The following is a 26,218-nucleotide window of genomic DNA, read 5'->3' as shown; positions in this document are numbered from 1 at the left end:
TACAAAATAATTGTAGAAAATTTCTACAGTGTATAGGTTCTCTACAAAATTAAGCTTTCTGCTATCCATAATTATCCATGACCAAAAAAATAAGCCTTGCATTTGCAGGCTTATTTTTGAATCAATTCATTTGTGACCAAGAAATCATAGGCTACCTTTGAGACATCTTGATGAAGAATATCTACTTGATAGATTAGATGATGTATCTTCTCATTTGTTAATTTGGCCGAAAGAAGGTTTATTTTTTTACTGATGATAGGATATTCATTCATTGTTTTCGTTAACATTATAGGAGAAGCATGATAGGGGGGAAACACCACTTTATCCTCTTTTAATAAACCTAAACCATATTCTTGAATACGGCTGTCTGATTCCATTCCTACAGCAACATCCACTCTTCCCTCTTTTACAGCTAATGGCAGGATTTTCGAATCAAGGGCAATCATATCCTCTTTCCCCAGGTCAACATGATACGCCTCGTTTAATCGCTTGAATCCGTCTTCCCTAATCAAGAACTCTTCGTTTGTTGCAATCTTTATTTTATTTTCATCTCTTTGGATATATTTCATCAAATCGCTAATTGTATAAATATGATGTTTTTCCATGAAAGTGCGTGTAACCAAGAGTCCCCAACTGCTATTAAAATCACTGCGATTTAACCAGGTTATCCCTCTCTTCGCATCTTCTTCTTTTACAAGTTGATATAATTGATTTCCATTATAAACGGGAGACTTCTTATGATAGTACATTCTGGCTGTATTCGTATATTCCCAGTACATATCGATAAATCCTTGTTCAACGGCTTTTCTAACGGAAGGACTGTCTAGAAAGCGGATTTCTTTAACTATGAACCCTTCATTTTTTAATAACAACGCAGTCATTTTCATTAGCAGATATTGTTCTGTTAACGATTTGGATCCGATTTGGATAACGTGCTTTCCTGATGTTTGATCTGTTTTTGTCTGGTTTTCTTTTTCTGTTGATTCTATGGAACGAGAGTCGTTACAGGACAATAAAAATAGGCAGCATACTAACATCACAAAAACTCTGCACACTTTATACAGGCAGCTGTTCAAGTTCTTTCCTTCCTCAAACACGGATTCATGGTTTTATCCCCATTTTCTTCATCTTATAAATAAGGGTATGACGTGCAATGCCCAGCTTTTCTGCAGCTTTTGTTTGATTGTCGTTTGTTTCCGTAAGTGCTTTTTTAATCATTTGTTCCTCCACCTCTTCCAATGCTTGTGAAAGGTTATTGCTTATCGTTTTTTGCTCATTGTGCAAAGACGGTTTGTCATGGGCTAATTGCTGATTAGTAAATGTGTACTCTAAATCGGCGACTTCGATCGTTCCTATACGGTTTAGAATGTGGATCCTCTCTACCGTGTTTAATAGCTCCCGAATGTTGCCTGGCCAAAAATGGGAAGCTAATTGTTGGACAACTTCAGGGTGAATGGTAAGTTGTTTTTTGTATTTTTGATTTAGTTTTTCAATGTGATGATTTACAAGCGGGCCGATATCTTCTTTCCGATCCCGTAATGGAGGAATTTCAACCTCCATTAAATTAAGACGGTAATATAAATCCTCCCTGAACTTCTGTTCTTGGACTAATTTTTTTAAGTTTTTATTTGTAGCGGCAATAATTCTTACATCCATTGAATGGTACTCATTGCTCCCAAGCTGCATGATCTTCTTTTCTTCAATAACATGCAGTAGTTTAACTTGCATTCCTAACGAAATTTCCCCGATTTCATCCAAGAAAATCGTTCCCCCATCCGCTGCCATAAACTTACCTTTTTGTGAGGATGTCGCTCCTGTAAAAGATCCTTTCCGGAAACCGAACAATTCGCTTTCTAGTAACGTTTCCGGAATTGCAGCACAGTTAATCGCTACAAAAGGCTTGTCCTTGCGGATGCTGTTTTCGTGAATCCATTTCGCTAAAGCAGTTTTGCCAACACCGCTTTCTCCAAGAATGAGAATGCTGGCTTCCGTATCCTTTACCCGTTGCACCAGTTCCATCACTTTATTCATCTTCCCGCTTTGGGACACAAACCCTTGAACACTCAACCTAACATCGCTTTCCCCACGCGGCTGCTGACATACCTTTAAGACAATGTTTTTTAGTTCCTCAAGTTCAATCGGCTTATTTAAATAATCCGCCGCTCCAAGTTTCATCGCCAATACAGCGCTTTCAACATTTCCGTAAGCAGTCAACATGATAACTGGAATATCCTTATCTTTTTTAATGACTTTTAAGACATCTATCCCTGTCATATCAGGTAGCATATAATCCAAAATAACGGCATCGATTTTTGTTTTATTAATGATATGTAATGCATCCTGTCCATTGTTTGCAATGAAAGTACGCAGTTGAGCCTTTTGTAATTTACGGGCGACCAACTTGCATAATTGCGCTTCATCATCCACTATTAGTACATTCCAAGTAACAGTCATTGTGCTCCTCCTTGCTTTTGAAAGAATTAACGAATTCCATCAGTGGTTTACATCTTGTCAGGCTAACCATTGACTCTTTCTTTTTTGGCATTACCTATAAAAACAGCATGTTGTGATGGTCCCTTTTCCCATTTCACTTACCATTTCAAGTTTGGCGTCATGCTCGGCCAATATGTCCCGGGCAATCGTAAGTCCTAGACCGGAACCGCTTTCCTTGGTTGAAAAGAAAGGATTGAATAACCACTCTAGATCTTGTTCATTGATTCCAATGCCGGTATCCTCGATAATGACGAGTACACGATCATTTTCTTCCTTTATTGTGATCGTAATCGATCCGCCATCAGGCATTGCTTCAATCGCATTTAAAATTAAATTTAAGAACACTTGTATTAATTGATCATAAGCTCCTTTAATACTAGAATCGTCCTCATATTTTTTGATGATTTGAATCTTTGTTTCATTTAACTTTACTCTCAGTAAATGGATAATTTCTTCTATTATGCTTTTGAGTAATATATTTTCCCTTTGCTTCTTGTTAACTTTAGCAAAGTTAAGAAAGTTCTCTACAATATCTTTCATTCTATTTATAACAACATATATGTCAGCCGATAATTCCTTGATTTCTTCTGAACATTCACTTTCCTCTGCTTCTTCCAATAACATTTCAGCCGATCCATATAAAATGGCAAGGGGATTTTTGATTTCATGAGCAAGTCCTGATGTAATTTGACCGATCAATGCCAGCTTGTCATTTTGTTTTAATCTGGCTTCCAGCAGTTTCATTTGTGAAATATCCTGCATGACAGCGATGATTCCAATAGTTTGCAAGTCTTCATTGTAAAAACTTGAAGTCGTAATTTTAATCATTCTCTTTTTGCCATTGGCATCAATAATATCGCTTTCGATTTCTTCACCCTGTTTTCCTGAGTGTAAGGTCTGCAATAAAACAAAGTCCCCATTTTCAGATTTAATAGGCAAGTCACTAAGATGCAACCCTACCATGTCATACCGTTCATGATGAACCATTTTTTCAAATTGCAGATTCACATAAGTGATGACGTTCTCTTGATTAATGGTGATGATACCATATGGAATTCCCTCAAGGACGTCGTATAGATAACGCTCCTTCTCCTCCAGCATTTTTTGCTTTTCATAATTGCTGTTTCCCATATCAATAATCGTATCAGTCAGCAGTCCGAGTTCGTCCGGCCGTTCCTTTTTCTTTTCTTTTAAAGGGATATAGGTATGCAGGGGATTATACGTCCGGGCATATTCAGTCAAACGAATGATTGGATAGAGAATGCTTTTCATTCCAAGCCAAGTGAAAAATAAGCATAAAGCCAAGATCGTCACAAAGCTGATCCTTAGTGCAAAAGAAAGCTTTTCAATAGGTTCAAATGCGATTCGTTCCGGCACCCCATAAACGAGGTCCCATCCATCTTGCATTGCTTGATAAGCCGCAACGCTTTTTTCCTTTTGCCATTCAATCACCATGGACTCTGAAAAGCCACCTAAGGCATGCAATGAAGATGTTTGGCCAATTTGCTGCCCTGCCGTCGAAGCAATGACCGTTCCTGAGCTGTCAGTAATGTAACTAAAGTGCCCCTTGCTCAAACTCACACTTTTTAATACTTCTGACAAGTAATCCTTACTGATTTCCGCTACCAGTACACCTTGGAATTTTTTATTTGCCGAAAAAACCGGAACGGAAATTGTAACAACATTCACTCCCGAATGGTTTGGAATATTATCGGAAACAGCATAATTATGGCTCCAGCGCACTTGCTCAAAATTCGGATAATCATAGAAAATAAAAGACGGATCTTTAACAAAAGGAGCTTCAAACCTTATTTTTTTGTTTTGGTCTAAATAGTAGATAGAATGGACGATAGAGCTCTGTGTGATGGCCTGCTTTGATTGAGTGTACATGCGATTCAAGTCAAGTTGAGTACCCGTATCTTTTCCAGCGATCAACTGTAGCTGCAATACAACATCTGTCATCTCGGCATTCAATCGTTTGACAATCATATCCGTGCTTGAACGGTTTTGTGCAACGATATCTTTCTTTATTGTTTGCTCTGCATATCCAATGATCAGATAGTAAATCACAATAATAGGAATGATTAAAACGAGCATAAAGATATTTAAGTATTTTCTCGTAATGCTTTGGTTGATATATTTAAACAAAATTTTTATGATTTTCATTGTAGACATCCTATGACGTGCGATTTGTTGGTTAATAGAATTATAGCAGATATAAAAAAAATAATTAGAATTTCCAGTCTTTTCAGTTTTCTGACGGATTTAGCTGTCCATTGCCTGATGATCGATAGGTTAGGGTGATGTTTATACAGGAGAAAAAGTCACCATTGACTCTGTACTGGCTAATGTAAAGCAAAATTATGCAGTACGGTCATTGAAAGTAAAACCGCGATTTAAGCAAAATTAAAGGGTATAAGCTCTGTAAATACAGAACTTATACCCTGCCGATGTCTAACTATTGTCCTTTTTGACATTTTACCATTATAAATTTAAATGGAGGTTTATTTTCCATATTCTTATGGGGCTCAACAATTTCAGAAAACTCTATCAGTCCATAATTTCCAAATTCTTGTTTAATCGAGTCGGAATCATAAAAAAACATTTTCATCCCTTCCATTATCTCGAAATAGTCTTTACCCAGTTGTTTGCCCTTACCAAACATTGGGGCTTCTTTTGATATAGTAGTAAAGATCATATATCCGTTTGGCTTTAACTGATTATAGCAAGCTTTAATAAACTTATCTCTCTCACGATTATTCAATAAGTGAATGAGGGCATAACAAAATATACCATCATAAAGTTTGTTATCAAAAGGCATATCGGTTACTGAACCATGAAAAATATTAAGATCAACCTCATTTTGCCTTGCCAATTCAATCGCTGTTTTTGAAATCTCGATACCTGTTACATGTATTCCGTTGTCAGTAAAAACCTTTGCATTTCTTCCATATCCAATGCCAGGAATCAATAGATCCTTAACTTTCTTTTCAAGGAAAAAATCCTTTGTCAAAATTGCAGAATCTGAAGGTTCAAGCCCCCACATCATTTGATTTTCTATAAAACTTGATTCCCAGATTTCCGTCATACTTCATTCTCCTTTACAAATGGTCTCTTTCTTTTAAAAAAGGATTTTATACCTCCAAAAGAAATGCAGATTCAACTAAATCCATGATGACTCCAGCCGCCGCTTTATTGCCCTCCGCCGCCGCAATCACCAGCTGGGAAGGCGTGCTGAGTGATGTATCTCCGCATGCATATACCCCTTCAACCGTTGTTCGTCCAAATGAATCCACTTTAATCCCGCCGTTTGGAGTGATTTCGCAGCCGAGCTGTTCCGCAAAAGGAGCGGATTGCACCAAGTCTGTCACCACAATACCTGCCTCCCTTTGGATTTCCTGTCCGTTTTTCAGCCGGATCGATGTCAGCTGCCCTCCTTCCGATTCAAGACCTTCAATCTTTTCTTCCACGACTGTTACTTGCTGCCTAGCCAAGATACCCTTCTCCTCAACAAGCAACTGATAGCCATTTGTAAACACCATTACATCACGGCTCCAGTTTGACAGCAGTTTTCCCATATGAAAAGCCCGTTCATTTTCCGCAATCACCGCCAGTGCTTGGCTCCGCATTCCCCAGCCGTCACAGAATGGACAGCCAAAAACACTCGTTCCGTATACATTCTGAATGCCTGGAATCTCCGGCAAAACATCCCGAAGACCTGTTGCAAGAAGCACTTTTTTCGCCGTGTAATCCGTTCCGCCTTTCGTTTGAATCCGGAACACACCGCTGGCTTTTTCAATAATCTCCACCCGCTCCTCCTTGATGGAGACAGACGGATATTTCTGTACATCAGTTCTTGCCCGCTTCTTGAACTCTGAAGGCTTCACCCCATCCTGTGTGATAAATCCGTGCGACTCCTGCGTCACCCGGTTACGGGGTTTATCCTCATCAAACAACATTGTTTTCCGTCCAGCACGCCCCATGACCAACGCAGCATTCAGTCCAGCAGGTCCTCCGCCAATAATTACACAATCCAACACATGAAACACTCCTTCTTTATAAAATCTATTAGAGACCCTTAATGTCTTTAATTGGCGCAAAAAAATTTATTTTTCTTTTTTTGTCTCCCTACTTTGCTCCGCAATGCTCTGAATCGTCCGTCCAGCCAACTCTTTCTTCATGTTGCCTTCCGCCTCGATCATCACGCGTTCAATTAAACATTCGCTTTCGTCATGGTCAAACCCACAGTTGAACAGCACCGACTGCCCCTCCACCGCTTCAATAACATCCAGAAATGAAATGTCCTGCGCGCGGCGGGAAATGCTGTAGCCGCCTTTTGCCCCTGGCACTGATTCAATCAATCCAGCCTTCACAAGCTTCGTCAAAATCTTCGACAAGTACGTCGGAGACAAATCCTGCATGTGTGCCAGCTGATCCACGCTTACCGCCTGACCTTTTGGTTCCATCGTTAAATGCACCATTGTATGTAGTGCATAATTGGTTGCCTTTGAATACTTCATTGATGCACCTCATAATTAAAACTATTACAGACTTTTAATATCCGTAATTGATTGTAACTCAAGCTACGAAAAACCGCAAACTTTCTTACCTCACCTAACGGTTGATCAACAAGCCTACAACCCACACGAAAAAGTAATGTCGACATCGCTTCCTCTAAACAAGGAGATCCGTATCATTACTGAAATTGTACTGGTCATACTTGGAACCCACCGTCTATTAAAATCGTTTATTTTGGAAACAAGGTTAAGTAAACTGTGATTTTCATTCTAGGTATTGGGGTGTTTAACTTAACCGAGCAATTGGCTTTGCTAGGTTGATAGATATTAAATTCAAAGGATGATTAATAATGAAAAACTCAAAAAAATATATTGTCCTATTTCTCTGGGTAGTATTATTTTTATATTTCTTTGATATGTATATGCCCAAAGGTATTTATTATTTTGTTGTAGGAATACCATTACTTTTTCTAAGTTCAATTTTTATTTTAAAGATGTTTGGTCATTCAAAAGATGTAAAAAGCTAAATATCTAGGTGATACTAACAACGAGATGTTGCATGTATCCCTTTCTTATTTTTATCGTTCATCTCTAATTGATTTTTTAATTATTTAATACCTTTTATCTCTGCGTCTAGAGCCTAATCCTTCCTTCTTCACACGAGAAATTAAGACAAAATTAAGGGTATGAGCCCTGTTCATACAGAACTCATACCCTGCCGATGACTAACTTTTGGGTTGGAACACGGTTATCACTGCCGCTGTATTACATTTTCATTAGTCATCAGGATTTGGTTTTTCCCGTTCATAAACCATCCCTGGTTATTCACCAAGCTTCTTCCGGATATCCGCTGCTACGTTCTTTAGCGCCTTTTTTGATCCCCGTTCTAAGTCATGGTTCAATTTCCTTTCTTTGTAGCTGACAAATAAAGTATTAAGATCATAGCCTTCAGGATATAAATCGACAGCCTTTATATCGAGCTCGAGCTTATTGGCATGAACTTCCTTGAAGGTATCTTCGAAAAGTACGGTGACATTATTGAAGGAATCCTTTTTCTTATAAACGATCGCGTATCCGTTCAGTTCGCTTACCTTCACTTTGTCGCCGACTTCATATTCATAAGCTGATTCCTTAGGAACGGCCGCTGGCTTCGCTTTTTTGATTTTACTTTCCTGGACACGCTCCAAGTCGTAGTCTTTATTTTCGATATAGAGCTTTGCCTTTTGCAGAACCTTTTCACGGACATTCATTTTTTTGGCTATCCAAAGGGCATTGCTTTCACCGGATTGACCGATCAACAGCTTGTATTTTGGCTCAAGTGTTTCACTGTTGAATTGCATGGCCGCATTCATGAAATCACTGTGTATTTCCGAATAGCGCTTGATTTCACCATAATGGGTCGTCGCAACGGTTATGCAGCCACGCTGATAAAATTCCTCAAGGATGCTGATCGCCAATGCGGCTCCTTCATTCGGTTCCGTTCCGCTCCCGATTTCATCGAATAGCAGCAAGGAGTTATTGGTTATTGCCCCCATGATTTCCGAGATGTTTTTCATATGCGATGAAAACGTGCTCAGTGCATTTTCCAGGCTTTGATTATCACCGATATCGACGAATACTTGATCGAAGACGGCAAGCTCCGTTCCCTCTTTCCCGGCAACATGCAGTCCTGACATGACAGCCAAGGTAAGGATGCCGATCGTTTTCAGGACGACAGTTTTCCCCCCGGCATTAGGGCCTGTAATAATCAAGCTGCGATAGTCCTTACCGATTTCAAAATCCAAAGGTACGCTGTCTTGCGGCAATAGTGGATGCCTACAGCTTGTTAATTTAATATAACCGTGATCATTGATTTTCGGTTCGATGGCATCCATGCTTTTACTGAACTTGGCTTTTGCGAAGATCATGTCATATTGACTGATCAACTCGATGTTTATCTTGATCGGTTTCAGCTGTTCGAAAACCGTTCCGGATAATGTGGCCAAAAGTTGGTACTCTTCCATCGATTCCTCCGCTTTTAAGCTTGCCAATTCTACATTCAATTTCGTGACTGAGGCAGGTTCAATGAACACGGTAGCCCCTTTTGCCGATACTTCCACGATTGTTCCGGCCACCTGATTTTTATAGGAGGCCTTGATCGGGATGGTGTAGCGATCATCCTTTTTACTGATGAAAAATTCCTGAATGAACTCTTTATTGGCTCCGCTCTTCAAGAACTTATTCAGCCGTTCCTCTATTTTACTTTCCGTCTTGATGATTTGGTTCCTGATCCGTTTCAGGTCCTTGCTTGCTTCGGAAACGACAGCATTTCCCTTTATGGTGAATTGGATTTCTTCTTCGATGCTCCTGAATTCAGTCATGGAGCGGGCGTACGAATGCAGTGTCGGTGCAAAGAATTCTTTATCGGTCATGAATTTCTTGATATTCCTGCAGCCTCTTAAGAAGTCTGCTATCGCCACTAACTCTGACGGCTCCAAAATCATTCCTTTTTCCAGTTTGTCGATATGGAGGCCAATATGTGATATGCCCTTTAAGGGAATATGGCTTTCCGCATTCAGTAAGTTCCTTGCCTCCGTTGTCTCGTTCAAACGATTTTTAACGACCTTCAAGGTGCTGCTCGGCTTAAGCTGATCCAATAACGCCTTTCCTAAACCGCTTACGCAATGGTTTTTGACCATTTCCTTGAGTTGGTTATATTGTAATTTTTCATATGTCATTGTATTCATCAAATGTTCCTCCTTGAATGAGTGAGTGAATGAAATTCCCGAATCCAAAAAATGCCCGCAATGGTCCCCCTACCTTTACAAATGAACAAGCCATTTGAGTAGAAAGCTCCTGCGGGCATCGGCCTTATCCATGGATAAGTACCTAAAATCGATAACAAATTGGGCAGCTCGAATAGACCTGCGTACACAAAAAAGCATGATAGGACAAATCCCACCATGCTTTTCGCCGTAACACCTGCATGTTACACGATTTATGGAAAAGGAAGCAGTCTTAAGGTAGGTATTCACAATGCAGAATTGCACTGTAAAAAAAGGCATACTTAATCCACTGACATAACAGTGATTAAATACCTTATTCAACTAAATTAGTTGATACCTACTCCCGACATAAAACACCACACCTTTTCTTAGATTGGAATTAACATACCATATCAGTAAGAAAGAGTCAATTTATTTTTGCGGCTTTCCAAATTTAAAAGATTCAAAAAAAAATGCAGCCAAGCCCATGGTACTCCCTTTTCATTGTCTGAATATTTACTTTAAAATCGGGGTATGTTATCCTTATATTGACATAAACTAAAAACAGCCTCATGCGCTAACATGAGGCTGACAACTAGCAAGAGTGGTTGGTCACAACTAACTTAATTAATCGTCAGAAGAAGAACCATTGCCATCTTGGGAGGATGAGTGGTTCTTTTTCCGTTTCTTGGCGAACATAGACAGGATAAGACTGGTTGCTACAGCAACAAATATCTCTTTACCCATATCTGTAATCAAGTTCAATAAGAAATGAATCAAGCGGTCACCTCCTTTCCAATCTATCATTAGATGGAAAAGCAAAGCGTGACCTACCACTCTATCCTCAGTTGTTCCTCTATTTTATCATATTTTTACCTTAATGGTAATTATATGAAAATAAACAGGTCCAGCTAACATTTGCCGCATTAAGAAAGGGGATTATCCATTGGATAATCCCCTTTTCGGTTTAAGCTTCATCACTCATCATGAGAGGGACTGTTTTCCCTTCGTTCACGTTGATCAATCCATGGTCGGTTATTTTCAGAGCCGGGCTGACAGGAAGCGATAAGGTGCTTAATGACATGATGACATTATAATGTTCGTAGCCTAACGACTTAAGTGCATCTGTCAGGTGCTGAACCTGCTTTGACACGATGTCCATCGGCTCTTCGGAAAGAATCCCTCCAACCGGCAGGGGAATCATCGATAGGATTTTGCCATCGTGGACGCAGCAGACACCGCCTTGCTTCCTTATCACTTCGTTAGCGGCAATCATCATATCCTGCTTATTATGGCCAATCACAAGAAGATTATGGTTATCATGCGAATAGGTTGTGGCGACAGCTCCACGCTTCAATACATCGCCGGTGATCAGCCCGTGCGCCCGATTACCGTTTTTCCCGTATCGTTCGAATGTGGCGATTAAACCATAAGGGCTTTCTTCCCAGCATAATTGACCATTCTTCCCTTCGATACGATCTTGGGTTTCAGATGTGAAGGTAGAACCGTTCTGCACGTTTATGATCCGGCACTTGCTGTTTTGAACCCCATCCGGGATCGTGATGTTAAAGTCGTTTTCGGTAAGTTCCGCAAGTTTCACACTTTGATAGAAATGCTCAGGAAATTGTTTTTCCTTCACTTCTTGAATATATGGCCGTGAAGATTCATAAACCAGTTCACCTTTTTTGTATACTTGTTCAATTTCAAATGTTTTCAAATCCGATAGCAGCAGGAAATCTGCTGCTTTTCCAGGTGCAATGGCGCCGCGGTCATACATCCGCATCCGCTGTGCAGGTGTATAGGTGCATGCATAAATGGCTTTTTCCGGAGTCATCCCCATTTGAACGGCTTTCTTTAAAAGGACGTTCAGATGTCCTCTGTTTTGGAAAGAATCGGTCATGACATCATCGGTGACAAAGCAGAAATGTTCATCCACCTGATTTTCCTTCAAGTAATCCATCACTTCTTCAGTCATTGATTTCTCTTGAATCTCAATGAACATCCCGGCAGCGATCCTCTCATCCATCCCTTCCACGGTCTGGTGTGTATGATCTGAATTCACCCCGGCATTAATGATCTTTTGCAAGTCCAAGTCGAGCAGCTTTGGAACGTGCCCCTCTATGATCAAATCTGGATAACGGGAACGGATATGGGACAAGATCTTATTCGTTTTGCAATCCGGGTCGGTTATGACCTCATAGTAATTCATGATCTCACCGAGACATATAATGTCCTCGGTTTGCATCAATTCGTCTATATCTTCTTTTTCGATCGAACCGCCTGTTGTTTCCATCGATGTCGCAGGAACCGAACTCGGGATGGCATAAAACATATCCGCTACGCAATCTTGACTTGCTTTGATCATTTCCTTCACTCCGGAAATGCCGAAAACATTGGCCATTTCATGCGGTTCCGGCACGATTGTCGTCACGCCATTTTTGATTAACCCGTAGGAAAAAGTCGCAGGCGTCACCATCGTACTTTCAATGTGGAGATGGATATCGATCAAACCTGGAATCATATACTTCCCTTGTCCATCGACGATTGTATCCGGCTCGAAGGCATCCAATCCACGTTCTCCAATATAATAGAACTTTCCATCCTTGATGGCTGCATTCCCTTTAATGAATCTTTTAAAATAGCTGTTAAACACGTTGATATCCTTTACAAGCATATCCATTCGCATAACTTACCCTCCTAAGCTAGTCAACAAGCACCATCTGGTTTCTTGGAATTTCAAGGATGATTTCCTGGCCCGTCCGATAGGATTCCGCCATTTCCTTGTTCACAGTGAAATCCCCAATTGGAGTTTCAACGACATATTGATAGCTTCTTCCAAGATAGGTACTTACCTTGACCCGGCCAGATAAACTATTTTCCTGAACAGCTCCCGTGTTATCTTTTTCCCTGATCAGCAGATCGTCCGGTCTGATGGCGCCTATTTTCCCCGTTGAATTGGCCATCTGCGGATCCTTGTGCAGCACAAATGAGTATCCGGATTTGTTCAGTTCGATTTTACCGTCATGATCTGTACGCTTATCGAATTCAATGAAGTTCTTGAAGCCGATGAAGTCCGCAACAAATTTGGTTTCAGGATATTTGTAAATGGTCGCGGGATCACTAAGCTGCTCGATGATGCCTTTATTCATGATCGCCACCTGGTCGGATATCGAAAAGCACTCTTCCTGGTCATGGGAAACGTATACCGTTGTAATCCCCAGCTCTTGTTGGATACGGCGAATCTCGACTCTCATATTCACCCTTAAGTTGGCATCAAGATTACTCAATGGCTCGTCAAATAAGAGGATGTCCGGCTCAATCACCAGTGCCCTGGCAATCGCGACCCGCTGCTTTTGCCCTCCGGAAAGCTCTTGGGGATATCGTTTTTCAAAACCTTTCAAGTTAACGATCTCGAGTACATTCATTACCTTTTTTTCGATTTCACTTTTTGAATTCTTTCTCAGACGGAGACCGAATGCAATATTATCGAATATCGACAAATGCGGAAATAATGCATAGTTTTGGAACACAAAGCCAAAATTCCGCTTGTTGACGGGCACTTTCGTATAGTCCTTTTCCTTGAATAAAAACTTTCCTTCATTCGCCTGTAAAAAACCGGCAATCAACCTTAGAGTCGTCGTTTTCCCACAGCCGCTCGGGCCAAGAAGGGATACCAGTTTCCCTTTTTCAATCTCAAGATTGAAATCCTTTAATATATTCTGTTTGTTATAGGCTACAGATATATCTTGTAAAGTGAATAAAGCCATCCATCATTACCTCCTTTATCGTTTTGTGAAATAAGACAATCCCATGAGACGTTCTACTATAAACATGAAGAAAGCCGTTATGAACATGAGCAATACGGAAATGGCCGAAATGGTGGGATCGAAGTAGTTCTCCACATACGTCAGCATCTGAATCGGAAACGTACTTACCCCAGGGCCTGTCATATAAACTGAAATGTCTACATTATTGAAGGATTCCAAGAAGGCGATCATGACTGCCGCCAGAATTCCTGATTTTATATTCGGGAGGACGACTGTAAAGAATGTGCCCAATTTACTCGCTCCGAGACTCTCGGCCGCTTCTTCAATCGAAAAGTCAAAGTTTGATAAGCTTGAAGAAATCACACGGATGATGAACGGCAGCATGATAACAGTATGTCCCACAAAAAGGGCCGCATATATCGGAAGCTGATAAGTCCCCACAATATAACGTAAAAACGCAAAGCCCAGCACAATTCCCGGTATTAATATCGGAGAAACGAAAAAGGCATTTATCACGCTTTTCCCTTTGAAATCAAACCGGCTTAATGCATAGGCAGCCGGCACTCCCAGTAACAGTGCCAAAAGATTGCCTCCGAGTGAAACAAGGATGGACGTTTTAAAAGCGACCAAAAACATGTCCACATTAAAAATATTTTCGTACCATCTGAAAGAAAACTCTTCTGGCGGGAACTTCAAAATATTTCCGCCTTCAAATGACGTAACGGATATGATAAGCAAAGGCCCTAGTAAAAAAAGGAACACCAGGAATGTAAACAGGGCCAATCCTCGATTTTTTTCCTGCATACACCTCTACCCCTTTGGATTTAATTTTTTTGCCAAACCATTCATGATCGATATGATCAGAACGGTCACGGCAATCATTATCGTAGCGACTATCGATGCCACTTGCCATTCGTTCAATGTAATCGCGTTTTGATAAAGAAAGGTCGAAATGACCCGCTGTTTCCCGCCTAATAAAGCAGGAGTGGTATACGCCGTGAAGCTTCCTACGAAAACAAGGATGCTGCCAATGACCAAACCTGGAACCGAAAGCGGAATGATCACTTTTGAGAATACGGCCAATCTTGATGCTCCAAGGCTTTCCGCCGCTTTTAATAAGTCCGTCTCGATGTTCTCCATCACACCCACCAGCGTCACGATGATCAATGGCAGGAATAAATGGACCAATCCGATGATGATGGCAGTGGGCGTGTACAATATATCAAGCGGTTTTTCAATCAAGCCCATGCCCATAAGCAATTTATTCACGACACCATTTTTACCGATGATCACCATCCAGCTGAATGAGCGGACAACAGGGCTTGTTAATAGCGGGAAGATCGTCAGTAAAAGCATGATGGCTTTTTTTCGTTGTTTCAGTTTTGAAATATAATAAGCTGCTGGAAATCCCAATAGAATGCAAATGATTGTCGTGAACAGACTCACCCTAAGTGTCGTCAGCAGAATTTCAATAAAGTATCGGTCTTGGAAAAAATCGAGATATCCTTGTATGGAAAAACCGCCGCCTTCATGGAAAAAGGTCGTGCCAATCGTCATTAGGATCGGAATGATCATGAAAATCGTTAAAAATAGAACGCCTGGTAACAGCAGCAGGTATAGATAGCGTTTCTTCACCTCGGAACCCCCTGTTCGTATTATTTATGAATTGATTATGCGAATGAACAGGTCGAAAAACGCTTCCGCATCGACGTCCAGACATACATGCGCATTCGGCTGCTTCATCAGCCTATTTTGAAAGTCGCAAACCATCTGTCCGTCACAAAGCTCGCTTTTTGTTTCAACATCCACATAATATTCTTCTCTGGTGACAAGATCTTCTTGCAAGGCAATGGCTACAGCCAATGGATCATGCATCGCACATGCCCATATGCCGTTACGTTCAATATACCTTTTCCGATAATCAGATGTACTTTGCCTTATATAGTCAGCAAGTTCATGGTTTTGAATCGATTCGATATGCTCTTCACCCAATAGAACCTTTCTCGTGACATCAAGACCAACTTGCGTGATGGATGCGAATCCAGCCTGTAATACGATTTTGGCTGCTTCAGGATCGACATACGTGTTATATTCAGAGGTCGGCGTGACATTGCCAACCCCTTTGATCACTCCGCCCATGAAAATGACTTCTTTAACGAGCTTGGTGATTTGCGGACATTTTTTCACCGCCAATGCCAAATTCGTAAGAGGTCCCGTCATGACAAGAGTCACTTCACCAGGAAAATTTAAAATGGAATTGATGATGAAATCAGAAGCAAATCCATCATCAGGCCGCTTTTTGACTGGCATATCCTTCAAGGCTCCGCCAATCCCGTCTTCGCCATGGATCCGGTGTTCAAAAAAGGGGCTCCTGATAATTGGACTATCTGCCCCCTTTATGACTGAAATGTCCTGTTCATTCAATAAATCCATTATTTTGCATGTATTCAATGTGGCCGTATCAAGTGATACATTCCCGTTCACTGTTGTGACCGCCAATATGTCGAATTGACGGCTTTTGACAGCAAGAATGATCCCGATCGCATCATCTATTCCAGTATCCACATCAAGAATCATTTTTTTCTTCATCAAGCACACCTCGTTTCTTTCTTAGTGTGTAAGCTCACGATTCCAACGATCGATCCATTGTTTCGAGTTTTCATTAACGAACTTCATGTCCAATACACGCAGGCTGTCAATGACTTCAGCCCCATAGGTTAAGCCTTTCGCTTCCGTTTTAGAGAGCTTGACTTCCGTATTGACAGGAGAATCCACTTTCGCTTTCGCTGATTTTTCCTGAACTTCCTTGCTTAAGATGTAATTCATGAATTCGCCTGCCAATTCTTTTTGATCGCTGGCTTTAACAATATTCACCGTATTCATCACGGCGTAGCCGCCCTCTTCAGGGGATATGAACTTAGCATTGGGAACGGCTTCCTGTAAATCGCCAAAATACATTTCCATGATCGGGCCAGCAGCGATTTCCCCTTGCGAGAACATGTTGACGAACTCTGATGTTTGCCCATATTCCTTAACCGCATTCGGCATGATCTTTTTCATTTGATCGAAGGCTTTATCTTCATTGAACTCTTCACTTCCGCTAACTTTTGAAGCGGCATCCAAAAACATCGGTCCAGTTGTCGAAGTGATGGATGGGATCGTGATCTTCCCTTCCATATCCTTGCTCCAAAGATCCTTCCAAGAGGTGATCGGTTTACTCAATTCATCGGGATTATAGGCAACCCCAAATTGTGCAATGGTATAGGCTGGTCCATACTCAGCGCCATTCGGTGCTTTTGCTTTGTCGTATATATTACCAATATTCGGAATTTTATTATGGTCAACTTTCTCAAATAACCCTTCATCGATGCCCTGCTGTGCATAGTAGTCGGATAAATAGATAACATCCACATCGCTATTCGCTTGGCGCACTTTGTTCAATCGATCTGCATTATTTCCTGAATCAACGACAATCTCGACATTATGCTTCTTTTCAAATGGCTCATAGACTTCAGGACGGAAGAAATCATCGGCGAATCCCCAAGTGGAAACGACTAATTTCGCTGGTTTTTCCTTTCCATCATCCTTTGAAGAACATGCAGCTAAAACTAATGTGAACAGTGATAACATCATCAATATTTTTTTCATCATCCAAACCTCCAAGTTCATATTGTTTAAAATTTCCTTTTTACTGATTTACATGTAAAAAAAGACAATCTTAAATAGAATTGAAATTCTACCCAAGATTGTCTTTTCTTTGTAAACAAAGATAAAACTTATCATTTGGTTCTCTAGTGGCGTCCCCTCCAGATAAATCCGAAGGGAAATCCATTTATATGATTATATATTTTTTTCCTTCAATACTATATTGGTGAATGCCAGCTGTGTCGCTGAGTCATAATCCCTCAGGACAGCTTCGATATCCCAATCAGTTTGCGTTTCCAGCTTTTGTTTCAGTTTCTTTTTATAAAGCAGGGACATATGGAAGTCAACCTCCTGCTTCAGGCTGGGAACTTCCCCTTCCAAAGCTTCGGAGCGCGGGGCACGTCGATGTTTGGCCTGAAATGTAATCACATTCTGCTCAACAGTAACCTTCAGCAGCGTCGTACCAAAGCCGAACAATTCCTTCGATACCTCATTATACATATGAGAAAGCAATTTCTTCGTTTCGTTAGCGTTTATCGGTAAGATGACTATCACCTGCCAAACTATCGTTTGAGGTAATTATATATACTTTTTTTTGATTGCACAAGATAATATTCGGATTTTGCACAAAAAAAATGTTTTTTCTTATTAAATAGTACATTTACTCACCAATACACGAATTATAAAAATAAGCAATAAAGATTTCAATATATTCATATAACTTTTTATCCAATCCAGCACCTTCTATTAATGAAAACATTTTCAGAGAAATAAGCACAAGATTGAAAACAGTTGATATAACCTTGCATCGCATTGAAAACGCTCTCAAAGGGATTTAATATAGCTAGTATAAAGCGATAGAAAATAAAGAGTATCAAAGGCTCGTTAAATGAGGGAGGAATCATTATGAAGAAAGCTTTCGAGAAAGCGCAGCAGTTCGGTAAATCTTTTATGCTCCCGATTGCCGTTTTGCCAGCAGCCGGTTTATTGCTCGGAATTGGCGGTGCTCTTTCCAATCCAAATACAGTTGAGGCTTATCCATTTTTAGACTTTGCTTGGCTGCAGGCCATTTTCACGATCATGAGTTCTGCAGGAAGCATCGTATTCGGCAACTTGCCGGTTATTTTTGCCGTAGGTGTTGCAGTAGGCCTGGCACGTTCGGATAAAGGAACGGCTGCATTGGCAGCGATGATCGGCTATTTCGTCATGAACAGTTCAATAAATGCACTGCTTCAAATAAACGGGGAACTTGCCAAAGAGAATTTGGCAGGTGCCGGACAAGGAATGGCGGTCGGGATCCAGACACTGGAGACCGGTGTGTTCGGCGGGATCGTAGTAGGGATCGTTGCCGCACTTTTGCACAATAAATATAATAAAATTCAGCTTCCGCAAGTGTTAGGGTTTTTCGGGGGTTCCCGTTTCATTCCCATCGTCGTTTCCTTCGCATCCATCTTGGTTGGAGCCGTGCTTTTTATCGTATGGCCTTATTTCCAACTTTTCATCAACCAATTAGGTGCGCTGGTAACGAGCACAGGTACGATCGGGACTTTCTTTTACGGATTCATATTACGGATGCTCGGGCCTTTAGGGCTGCACCATATTTTTTACCTTCCCTTCTGGCAGACAGCTTTAGGCGGAACGATGGAGATTAAAGGGCAGCTTGTCAGCGGGACCCAGAACATCTTCTTTGCCCAATTGGCCGACCCAACTACCGTCAAGTATTATGAGGGTGTTTCCCGGTTCATGTCGGGACGGTTCATCACGATGATGTTTGGTCTGCCTGGCGCTGCATTGGCCATTTACCACTGCGCTAAACCTAAAAATAAGAAAATCGTGGCCGGTTTGCTGCTTTCAGCTGCCTTGACCTCTTTCTTAACAGGCATCACCGAACCGCTTGAATTCAGTTTCTTATTTGTCGCACCGATCCTTTATGTATTTCATGCCTTGTTTGACGGACTTGCCTTCATGATGGCAGATATATTCAATATAACGATCGGTCAAACCTTCTCAGGAGGATTTATTGATTTCACCTTATTCGGGATACTCCAGGGCATCAGTAAAACAAACTGGATTTATGTACTTTTCGTCGGAATTCCGTGGTTTTTCCTATACTACTTCACTTTTAAATTCTTGATCAGGAAGAAGAATTTGAAAGTGGTTGGCCGTGAAGATGATGAACAGGCCGCTGTTACACAAGTAACGGCATCTGAGAGAACCCAGACCATCGTTAACGGATTGGGCGGACAGGAAAATATCGAGATAGTCGATTGCTGTGCAACCCGTCTCCGTGTCACGGTAAAGGATGAATCATTGGTGAAAGAAGACGTCATTAAACAAACCGGTTCAAAAGGTGTCGTAAAAAAAGGAAACGGCATTCAAATAGTTTACGGTCCCCAAGTGACGATCATCAAAAATGAAGTGGAAGAATTCTTGGGTCATTGAGAATATAGACAACGATAAGGACGTGTTAAACATGCAACAGGTGCTGGATAAAATTCACAAAGGCTTAATTGTATCATGTCAAGCATTGGAGAATGAGCCGCTGCACAGCTCTTTCATTATGGGACGCATGGCCATTGCTGCCAAAGAAGGCGGTGCGAAGTGCATTCGCGCAAACTCTGTAGCTGACATAATGGAAATCAAGAAAAATGTGGACCTTCCAGTCATAGGGATCATTAAACAGGTGTATGGACAAAACGATGTCTATATCACTCCCACCATGGCCGAAATTGATGCATTGATGGAAACCAAAGCGGAAATCATTGCGACGGATGCTACAGCCCGGGTAAGGCCGGACGGTAAAACGTTAAAGCAGTTTTATGGTGAAATAAGAGCAAAATATCCGGATGTCCTGCTAATGGCGGATGTATCCACCATTGAGGAAGCCAAATACGCGGACGATTTAGGATTCGATATTGTGGCGCCCACTTTATACGGCTATACGAACGAAACGCTCGGCAAGAAAATATATCAGGATGACTATGCTGTGCTCAAAGAGATTGTAAAAGCAGTGAAACAAGCGAAAGTGATCGCGGAAGGAAATGTCATCACACCAGAAATCGCCCGCTCTGTATTGGATATGAACGTCCATGCAGTAGTGGTGGGCGGTGCCATTACCAGGCCGCAGCAAATCACCAAAAGATTCGTGGATGCCATCCAAGAATAGAACATGGCATAGTAATGAAAAGACCCAGACTGGCAACAACAGTTTGGGTCTTTTCTTTTTCATATTCCTGTTTCCATTCCTCCGGTTATTGACGTACCTACTGGATACATTAAACTATAAATACAGATAAGAAATCCGAAATGGGTGATCAAATGGAATACCTAGCAGAAAACCTCATATATGGCATAGAATGCAGCATGGACAAGTTCACCAAAACAGAGGAAGAATTGGCCCATTATATTCTGCAGCGCCCTGAAGAAGTAAGTCAGTTAACGATCAGTCAAATAGCTAAAAAGCTTCATATTTCACCTGCAACCATTACGCGTTTCTGCCAGAAGTTAGCCTTTTCTGGGTTTAATGAGTTCAGGCATGAGTTAAAAAGGTTCGTAGATCTCCAAAGTACGCCGAAAAACATGAAGAACATCAAGCAGGTGGATTATTTCGCTAAACTGTATCAAGATCACTTAGGTATCATTGATAATACCTTTCATATAACGACATATGACAATATCCAAAAAGCTGTCTCTTTCCTTACAAAGGCAAATAAGATTCATGTATATGGAATAGGGAGTTCTGGTATAGCCGCCCAGGAGTTCAAGTCCAAGTTCTTTCGTATCGGCTTAACTGTCGAAGCCATTACAGACCCCCATCAGTCCATGATGGATGCAGCTTTAAGTAACGAGAATAGTGTTGTCATCGGCATTTCCATTTCCGGAACGACGAAAGAAGTGATTTCTGCAGTTAAAATCGCAAAGAAGCAAGGCGCATGCATCTTGGTCTTTACTGGAGATAAGAATTCCGCGCTCTCCCAGCTTGGCGACCTAACACTATTGGTCACAAGCAAAAACAGCATGCATATGGGACAAAACATCTCTCCATTGCTTCCGCTCCTATTGCTTTTTGATTTATTATATACAGAGTTGGTAGCTAAAGATTATAAAAACCGGATAAGCATCAGGGAAAAGACTTTAAAGGTATTAACCGAGAACGACTGACTTTCGGCATCTGAAAGTTACCAGCGATAGTCCTTTTCGTTATTCTTCATAAAGAAACTGCATCTCCAATTGGGATGCAGTTCACTTTTATTCCTTTTAAACTAAATTCCTTATTACTGGCATGGAACGTTCTTGAAGGCTCTCCGAAAGAAGACTATACGCCACTACTTTATTCTTGTACTGTTTGACTACGTCCACATGGTCGTTGTAAATGAACACATATAATCTAACATCGTTTTTCCCTCTTTTTACATCCATTATAATGGGAGTCCCACTGTTCTCTGGATGTAAAAACAATTTCTCGTTCCCGGGAAATATATGATTTTTTTTCAAAAACTTAGCTTCGTTAAAATAATTAAGCACTTGAATTTTACCTTCACCTTCCAAACGCTTTCCATCAAAGGTCACGATTGCATCCGCGTCACTAATTTCTGAATGTATTTTAAATTTACTCATAATCCAATTCACGGCATCGGTTGGAAGACAGGTAACCAATAATTTAAGCAAACTTAAGATAATTGTCAAAATCAATACAGGCCATGTCATATTTGATCATCTCCACTACAACTATTATTTAATGATTCATCTATATATTTTTCATCCATAATTATGTTGAAAGGATTTTTCACTCAGCTTGCAAAAGTATTGTTTCCAGGTATCGATCAGATTCTTTTTGTTCATATTTTCGTCATGTTTGTGAACAAGTTCACATTCCTATTCATTTTGATAGGCTATTACGGTATCTTAGGCTGATTTTATTACGAAGTAGATGATGCCCACAGTTAATACTAGGGCGAGACCGATATAAATATAACTAAGGTTCAATAAATTTCCTCTCGTTGCTGCAGAATAATCACTATCACTTTTCCCCGTTAATGAAAGGGTGCCGACCAGGGCAACTAAACTAATGACCACCACTGCTATTACACTTACCGTCATGAATCAACGCCTCCCAATATTATTTTCCATTTCCTTGATTTAAGATCACACCAAATCTCATCGTATATCGCAGTGTAACTACATTAAGATTGCTCTTTGTGTTTACTGAGTAAATATATTAGTAAAACCCTTCCCCTCTATAATAAAAGAACAACCATTTTTAGGACCATCCAATTCAGTGAAATTTCCACCATCCACTTGTTGATTTCCACTCCAGGTACTCGCTTTCCGCGGGCGGTCCGGGAGCCTCCTCAGCGCAAGCGCCTGCGGGGTCTCTCTTTGACGCGCTTTTCCCGCAGGAGTCTCGTACCTTCCGTTCCAATCAACTTGGTTTTATTTAGATAGAACCCTTTTGTTTCCAAACTAGATAATAATTTTTGCCGACAGCTTTTTTGTGGGTTTGTAAAATAGGAACATTGATTTTCACTCCAGGCACCCGCTTTCCGCGGGAGTCTCGTACCTTCTGTTCCAATCAACTTTGTGTTTTTAAAAGAAGAAACTGATGGCACGTCTTATACCAAACCCTCTTTAAGACTAGTTTATCCTTCATGTTTTTTTCCTGTAATCCTTAATGGATGGTAGAAATTTACAACGCTCCTGCCGAAAAACTGGCTAGCCGAGACCCCACAGACGCTTGCGTCGAGGAGGCTTGGCAGACAGTCGGCGGAAAGGGAGCGGATTTCTGAAATCAACACTTTTTAATAAAAAAACTGCAGGCAAATTGATATTTCATCAAGTTTGTCTACAGTCTGGAATCATATGATTATAAACTTTTTACCGCCTCTGCAAACCTTTTGATGCCTTCGTGAATGGAATCCTCATTTTCCCTTCCAAATGTAAAGCGTACGTATTCCTTATTTGTACCTAGCGTTGAACCCGGAACATATATGACTCCTCTTTTGATGGATTCCTCCAGTAACTTTATTTCGTTCAATGGCACTTTCAGCTTACACCACAAATGAATTCCGCCATTTGGCGAATAATAATCTACTTCCTTTTGCAGGAATTGTTGAAGACTCGAAACCATTGCATCCCTTCTTTTTCCCAGTTGCCTCCTTAAGCCGGCAAGATGGGCAGGAAAATAATCTGAATCCAAAAAATCATTCGCTATCCATTGAGTGAATGATCCATGACCGAAGTCAACCTGCTGCTTAGCATCCGATAGTCTATCTATGACTGATTTCGGTCCAATGATCCACCCAATTCTTAAACCGGAAGCAACAATTTTTGATAAAGAGCTTATGTATAAAACATTTCCGTTGTTGTCCATCGATTTAAGAGTGGAAATTTCTTCCCCGGCAAAGGACGTTAAACTATAAGGATCGTCTTCTATGACCGGTATTCCATATTCGGATGAAAGCTCAAGAATCCTTTTACGGCGGTTGATATGAAGGACAGTTCCTGTAGGGTTTTGAAATATAGGGTTCAAAAAAATCATCCTGATCCGATGTTTTTTATGGAGTTCCAGTAAATCCTCTGGGTTGATGCCATCTTTATCAACCGGCAAAGGAAAGGTTCTTAGCCCTGCGGATTGATAGATGGGAAGGTTGTAACTATATGATAGATCTTCCAATACAACGGCATCCCCTGGCTTTAACAAGCATTGGACCACCAGATGCAGGGCTTGCTGTGCACCAGAAGTAATGAGTATAGAAGATGGATCCGTGTCAATTCTCCTATACTGTTTAACATGATTGGCTATCGTTTCCCTTAAAACCGCATTGCCTTGAGGATGATCATAACCTAAGCTACCAATGAAGGATCTATTGGAAATGATTTCACGCAAGGATTGGACTGGAAATAAGTCTTCTGAAAGCTCCCCGCTAGCTAGGTTAATAAGGTTATGCCCTTCCGTCTCTTTACGTATTTTTTGGGTTACTGGCATATTGGGCAAAAAAGATCCCGCTTCGATATATCTATTCCAGCTAGGGATACGTTTTCGGGTAATTCCCCAGATATCCTTGCTGATCATCGTTCCGCTTCCTTTTTTTCGTTCAATCAGCCCATTCGCTTCCAATTCATCATAAGCCGCAACAACTGTACTTCTGTTAACTCCCAGTTCACTTGCCAGGAAGCGTTCAGACGGTAACGGCTTATCCAATAGGAACGTTCCATCAGCTATGCCACTCTCGATGTAAGCGGCTATTTGTTTATATAAAGGCTTCTTGGATTTTCTGTCCGTTTTCCATTCCATAAGCTACATCCTTTAAAATGTTTAGTTAAAAGCGTACTGCATTAATAACTTTATCTACTATTCATTCAGTATAATCTTCAGCAGAGATTATTGCACTCTGCCACACTGTAATATAAAAACGAAAGCCTCCATTCCTTAAATGAAATGGAGACTTTCGTTTCGTCTTCTTCAACTATGCAGACTACCCTTCAGCCAAGGGCGGTTCAGATAGTGTCCGATCGGGATTTGAATCAGGCTCGTTTTCCTTTGCGGGCCGTCTATCTTATAAAGTTCATCACACATATTCACATCAAAGCCGAGCAGCGGGTGCCCATTCATTCCGAGGGCTGACGACGCCAGCAGTAATTTCTGAACGAGCATCCCCGCCTCCATTTGCTGGATGCGGTATCCTCTATATCCAAGTTGCGTTTTGGAATGGTCCCGCTCACCAACTACATGTATGCAGATCGGCACTTGCTGAAAGTTCATGATATCGAGGGACATTCCGTATTGCAATAGGAGCCGATGATCTCCTGGTTGTATCTGCCGTAATGAATGTGTCATGCTGTCATAATGGTAGGCACCATCTTGTATGTCTTCCACATTATATAAACAAGCATAGAGGGATACGCGATTTCCGTTGTTCCCGTTTGTTCCATCCAAGTCATTTCGATAGGAGAACGAAGCGGTTGCCTCCTGCAGGAGAGCGGCCAGTTGCGATTGACTGACTTTCCCGAGTACAAAGTCCATTTCAGGTGAAAACCGCTTCCGGCAAACCGATGCGAAGTCATAGCACAACCGCTTCACGATAGGAAGGGCTACAATTTCCCCTTCTGATTCCGCCCCATTCTTTGGATGGATCCGCCGGAATGATTGGGTGGATTCGATCATGGATGCTTCATTCATTTTGGTCAGCATCGGAAATTCCCTGATCCTCTGCGACCGAACATAGTGTTCAGTCTGAATTCCCTTCAATTCCAGCAATAATTCCGTCGAAGTGACAGGTCGGTCCATACTTCCTTCTTCCCTAAATCTCCAAGAAGGCTCTGCCGATAAGGGGATTGCCGCATACGTGCTCTCTTCCTCCTCCGAAAGCCCGAGCAGATGATTGATGGCCCGATCAAGGAATTGGAAGTACACCCCGGCAGCGATTCCAAAGCGTTTCGCCACTTCGAGCAACTGTCCAAGAAGCACGCCTGCATCAAGACCTTGCAGACGGTATGAAAAGTTATTATATTTATAGAAGTTTTTCCAAAACATCGTCGATACGAAAACCGTGCCAAAGCAAGCGGACATATCAATGGTTCCACCAAGAGCCTTTGTTATATATGAATCGAAATTCCCTTCCCGCAGCAAAACCAGCCGGTGGTGTGCCGCATCATAATGGTATACGCCAGCAGGTAATCCCTCAATCTTCAAATATACGTATAATTCGCTTGGATACAAAGCTCCCCCTGATGGCGGAAAACGCCGGAATGACTGCATGAGGTCCTCAGATTCCGAGGATCTCGGTACCTGACTGACTTGGGTCAGGCCATAGGCATACCAGAGGAAATGACCGATTCCTTCGAGGTCCTGCTTTGAAGGCCCGCTTTCCCCCTCGAGCGTCAGCGGCACCTCCAATGATAGCGGAACAACAGGCAAGTCACGGTAAAGCTTATACGTTAGCGGCGCATCATCCCAATCCACTTCCCAATTTGGCGGACTTGCCTTTTCGATATCAAAATGTAAATTGTGCAAAAATGCCTCTAGACTCATCCTCCAACCTCCTACGTCACC

At 41.3% G+C, this 26,218-nt stretch carries 22 protein-coding genes; 3 read left to right on the top strand and 19 right to left on the bottom strand.

Annotated features, from left to right (window positions below; genetic code table 11):
* Positions 1 to 110 precede the first annotated feature (110 nt).
* From J7I96_RS18875 to J7I96_RS18805, 15 genes are all read right to left on the bottom strand, one after another.
* On the bottom strand, positions 111 to 1,037 hold the full coding sequence (locus tag J7I96_RS18875) for an ABC transporter substrate-binding protein (RefSeq protein WP_214924151.1): 927 nt from the start codon (positions 1,035 to 1,037) through the stop codon (positions 111 to 113).
* A gap of 64 nt (positions 1,038 to 1,101) precedes the next feature.
* Positions 1,102 to 2,454, bottom strand: a complete 1,353-nt coding sequence (locus tag J7I96_RS18870) for a sigma-54-dependent transcriptional regulator (protein WP_214924153.1) — start codon at positions 2,452 to 2,454, stop codon at positions 1,102 to 1,104.
* A gap of 90 nt (positions 2,455 to 2,544) precedes the next feature.
* A complete protein-coding gene (locus J7I96_RS18865; RefSeq protein WP_214924155.1) occupies positions 2,545 to 4,659 on the bottom strand; it encodes a PAS domain-containing sensor histidine kinase in 2,115 nt (704 codons plus the stop codon).
* 292 nt (positions 4,660 to 4,951) lie between these two features.
* Positions 4,952 to 5,581 (bottom strand): class I SAM-dependent methyltransferase, encoded by a 630-nt coding sequence (locus tag J7I96_RS18860; RefSeq protein ID WP_214924158.1) that lies wholly within the window; start codon positions 5,579 to 5,581, stop codon positions 4,952 to 4,954.
* Positions 5,582 to 5,627: 46 nt separating this feature from the next.
* On the bottom strand, positions 5,628 to 6,533 hold the full coding sequence (locus J7I96_RS18855) for an NAD(P)/FAD-dependent oxidoreductase (protein ID WP_214924160.1): 906 nt from the start codon (positions 6,531 to 6,533) through the stop codon (positions 5,628 to 5,630).
* 66 nt (positions 6,534 to 6,599) lie between these two features.
* Positions 6,600 to 7,013: an Rrf2 family transcriptional regulator gene (locus J7I96_RS18850; RefSeq protein WP_214924163.1), complete on the bottom strand. Its 414-nt coding sequence runs from the start codon at positions 7,011 to 7,013 to the stop codon at positions 6,600 to 6,602.
* 818 nt (positions 7,014 to 7,831) lie between these two features.
* Positions 7,832 to 9,736, bottom strand: coding sequence for an endonuclease MutS2 (locus tag J7I96_RS18845; RefSeq protein WP_214924164.1), 1,905 nt, complete (start codon positions 9,734 to 9,736; stop codon positions 7,832 to 7,834).
* Positions 9,737 to 10,381: 645 nt separating this feature from the next.
* A complete protein-coding gene (locus J7I96_RS18840) occupies positions 10,382 to 10,534 on the bottom strand; it encodes a hypothetical protein (protein WP_153246156.1) in 153 nt (50 codons plus the stop codon).
* 187 nt (positions 10,535 to 10,721) lie between these two features.
* On the bottom strand, positions 10,722 to 12,440 hold the full coding sequence (locus J7I96_RS18835) for an adenine deaminase (RefSeq protein WP_214924166.1): 1,719 nt from the start codon (positions 12,438 to 12,440) through the stop codon (positions 10,722 to 10,724).
* A gap of 16 nt (positions 12,441 to 12,456) precedes the next feature.
* Positions 12,457 to 13,521, bottom strand: coding sequence for an ABC transporter ATP-binding protein (locus J7I96_RS18830; protein ID WP_214924168.1), 1,065 nt, complete (start codon positions 13,519 to 13,521; stop codon positions 12,457 to 12,459).
* 15 nt (positions 13,522 to 13,536) lie between these two features.
* A complete protein-coding gene (locus J7I96_RS18825; protein WP_048687496.1) occupies positions 13,537 to 14,325 on the bottom strand; it encodes an ABC transporter permease in 789 nt (262 codons plus the stop codon).
* 6 nt (positions 14,326 to 14,331) lie between these two features.
* The gene (locus tag J7I96_RS18820; protein ID WP_057278330.1) at positions 14,332 to 15,156 is read right to left on the bottom strand and encodes an ABC transporter permease; all 825 of its coding nucleotides are present in this window, start codon (positions 15,154 to 15,156) and stop codon (positions 14,332 to 14,334) included.
* Between the two features lie 24 nt (positions 15,157 to 15,180).
* The gene (locus J7I96_RS18815; RefSeq protein WP_214924170.1) at positions 15,181 to 16,110 is read right to left on the bottom strand and encodes a nucleoside hydrolase; all 930 of its coding nucleotides are present in this window, start codon (positions 16,108 to 16,110) and stop codon (positions 15,181 to 15,183) included.
* A gap of 21 nt (positions 16,111 to 16,131) precedes the next feature.
* Positions 16,132 to 17,169: an ABC transporter substrate-binding protein gene (locus J7I96_RS18810; protein WP_214924172.1), complete on the bottom strand. Its 1,038-nt coding sequence runs from the start codon at positions 17,167 to 17,169 to the stop codon at positions 16,132 to 16,134.
* Positions 17,170 to 17,361: 192 nt separating this feature from the next.
* Positions 17,362 to 17,712 (bottom strand): DUF2294 domain-containing protein, encoded by a 351-nt coding sequence (locus tag J7I96_RS18805; RefSeq protein WP_202312510.1) that lies wholly within the window; start codon positions 17,710 to 17,712, stop codon positions 17,362 to 17,364.
* A 360-nt stretch (positions 17,713 to 18,072) separates the two neighbouring features.
* Here J7I96_RS18805 and J7I96_RS18800 point away from each other — a divergent pair, with 360 nt between their 5' ends.
* From J7I96_RS18800 to J7I96_RS18790, 3 genes are all read left to right on the top strand, one after another.
* Positions 18,073 to 19,608 carry a maltose/glucose-specific PTS transporter subunit IIC gene (locus tag J7I96_RS18800; protein WP_214924174.1) on the top strand — a complete coding sequence of 512 codons (1,536 nt, stop codon included), beginning with the start codon at positions 18,073 to 18,075 and terminating at the stop codon, positions 19,606 to 19,608.
* 31 nt (positions 19,609 to 19,639) lie between these two features.
* Complete coding sequence (locus J7I96_RS18795; protein WP_214924177.1) at positions 19,640 to 20,332, top strand: N-acetylmannosamine-6-phosphate 2-epimerase; 693 nt, start codon at positions 19,640 to 19,642, stop codon at positions 20,330 to 20,332.
* 152 nt (positions 20,333 to 20,484) lie between these two features.
* Complete coding sequence (locus tag J7I96_RS18790) at positions 20,485 to 21,327, top strand: MurR/RpiR family transcriptional regulator (protein WP_214924180.1); 843 nt, start codon at positions 20,485 to 20,487, stop codon at positions 21,325 to 21,327.
* A 96-nt stretch (positions 21,328 to 21,423) separates the two neighbouring features.
* On the opposite strand, the gene J7I96_RS18785 is transcribed toward J7I96_RS18790, so the two are convergent.
* From J7I96_RS18785 to J7I96_RS18770, 4 genes are all read right to left on the bottom strand, one after another.
* Entirely contained in the window at positions 21,424 to 21,873 is a 450-nt protein-coding gene (locus J7I96_RS18785; protein WP_214924182.1) for a YfmQ family protein, read from the bottom strand.
* A 198-nt stretch (positions 21,874 to 22,071) separates the two neighbouring features.
* On the bottom strand, positions 22,072 to 22,266 hold the full coding sequence (locus J7I96_RS18780) for a hypothetical protein (RefSeq protein WP_095391551.1): 195 nt from the start codon (positions 22,264 to 22,266) through the stop codon (positions 22,072 to 22,074).
* Between the two features lie 763 nt (positions 22,267 to 23,029).
* Positions 23,030 to 24,460 (bottom strand): MocR-like pyridoxine biosynthesis transcription factor PdxR, encoded by a 1,431-nt coding sequence (gene pdxR / locus J7I96_RS18775; protein WP_214924184.1) that lies wholly within the window; start codon positions 24,458 to 24,460, stop codon positions 23,030 to 23,032.
* A gap of 168 nt (positions 24,461 to 24,628) precedes the next feature.
* Positions 24,629 to 26,197, bottom strand: coding sequence for a SagB family peptide dehydrogenase (locus J7I96_RS18770; RefSeq protein ID WP_214924186.1), 1,569 nt, complete (start codon positions 26,195 to 26,197; stop codon positions 24,629 to 24,631).
* Between the last annotated feature and the right edge of the window lie 21 nt (positions 26,198 to 26,218).

Source organism: Bacillus sp. ISL-78 (assembly GCF_018613455.1).
In the GTDB taxonomy this organism is placed as follows: domain Bacteria; phylum Bacillota; class Bacilli; order Bacillales; family DSM-1321; genus Peribacillus; species Peribacillus frigoritolerans.
Note: the sequence above shows the minus strand (reverse complement) of the source record. Positions and strands in the feature narration are given on the sequence as shown.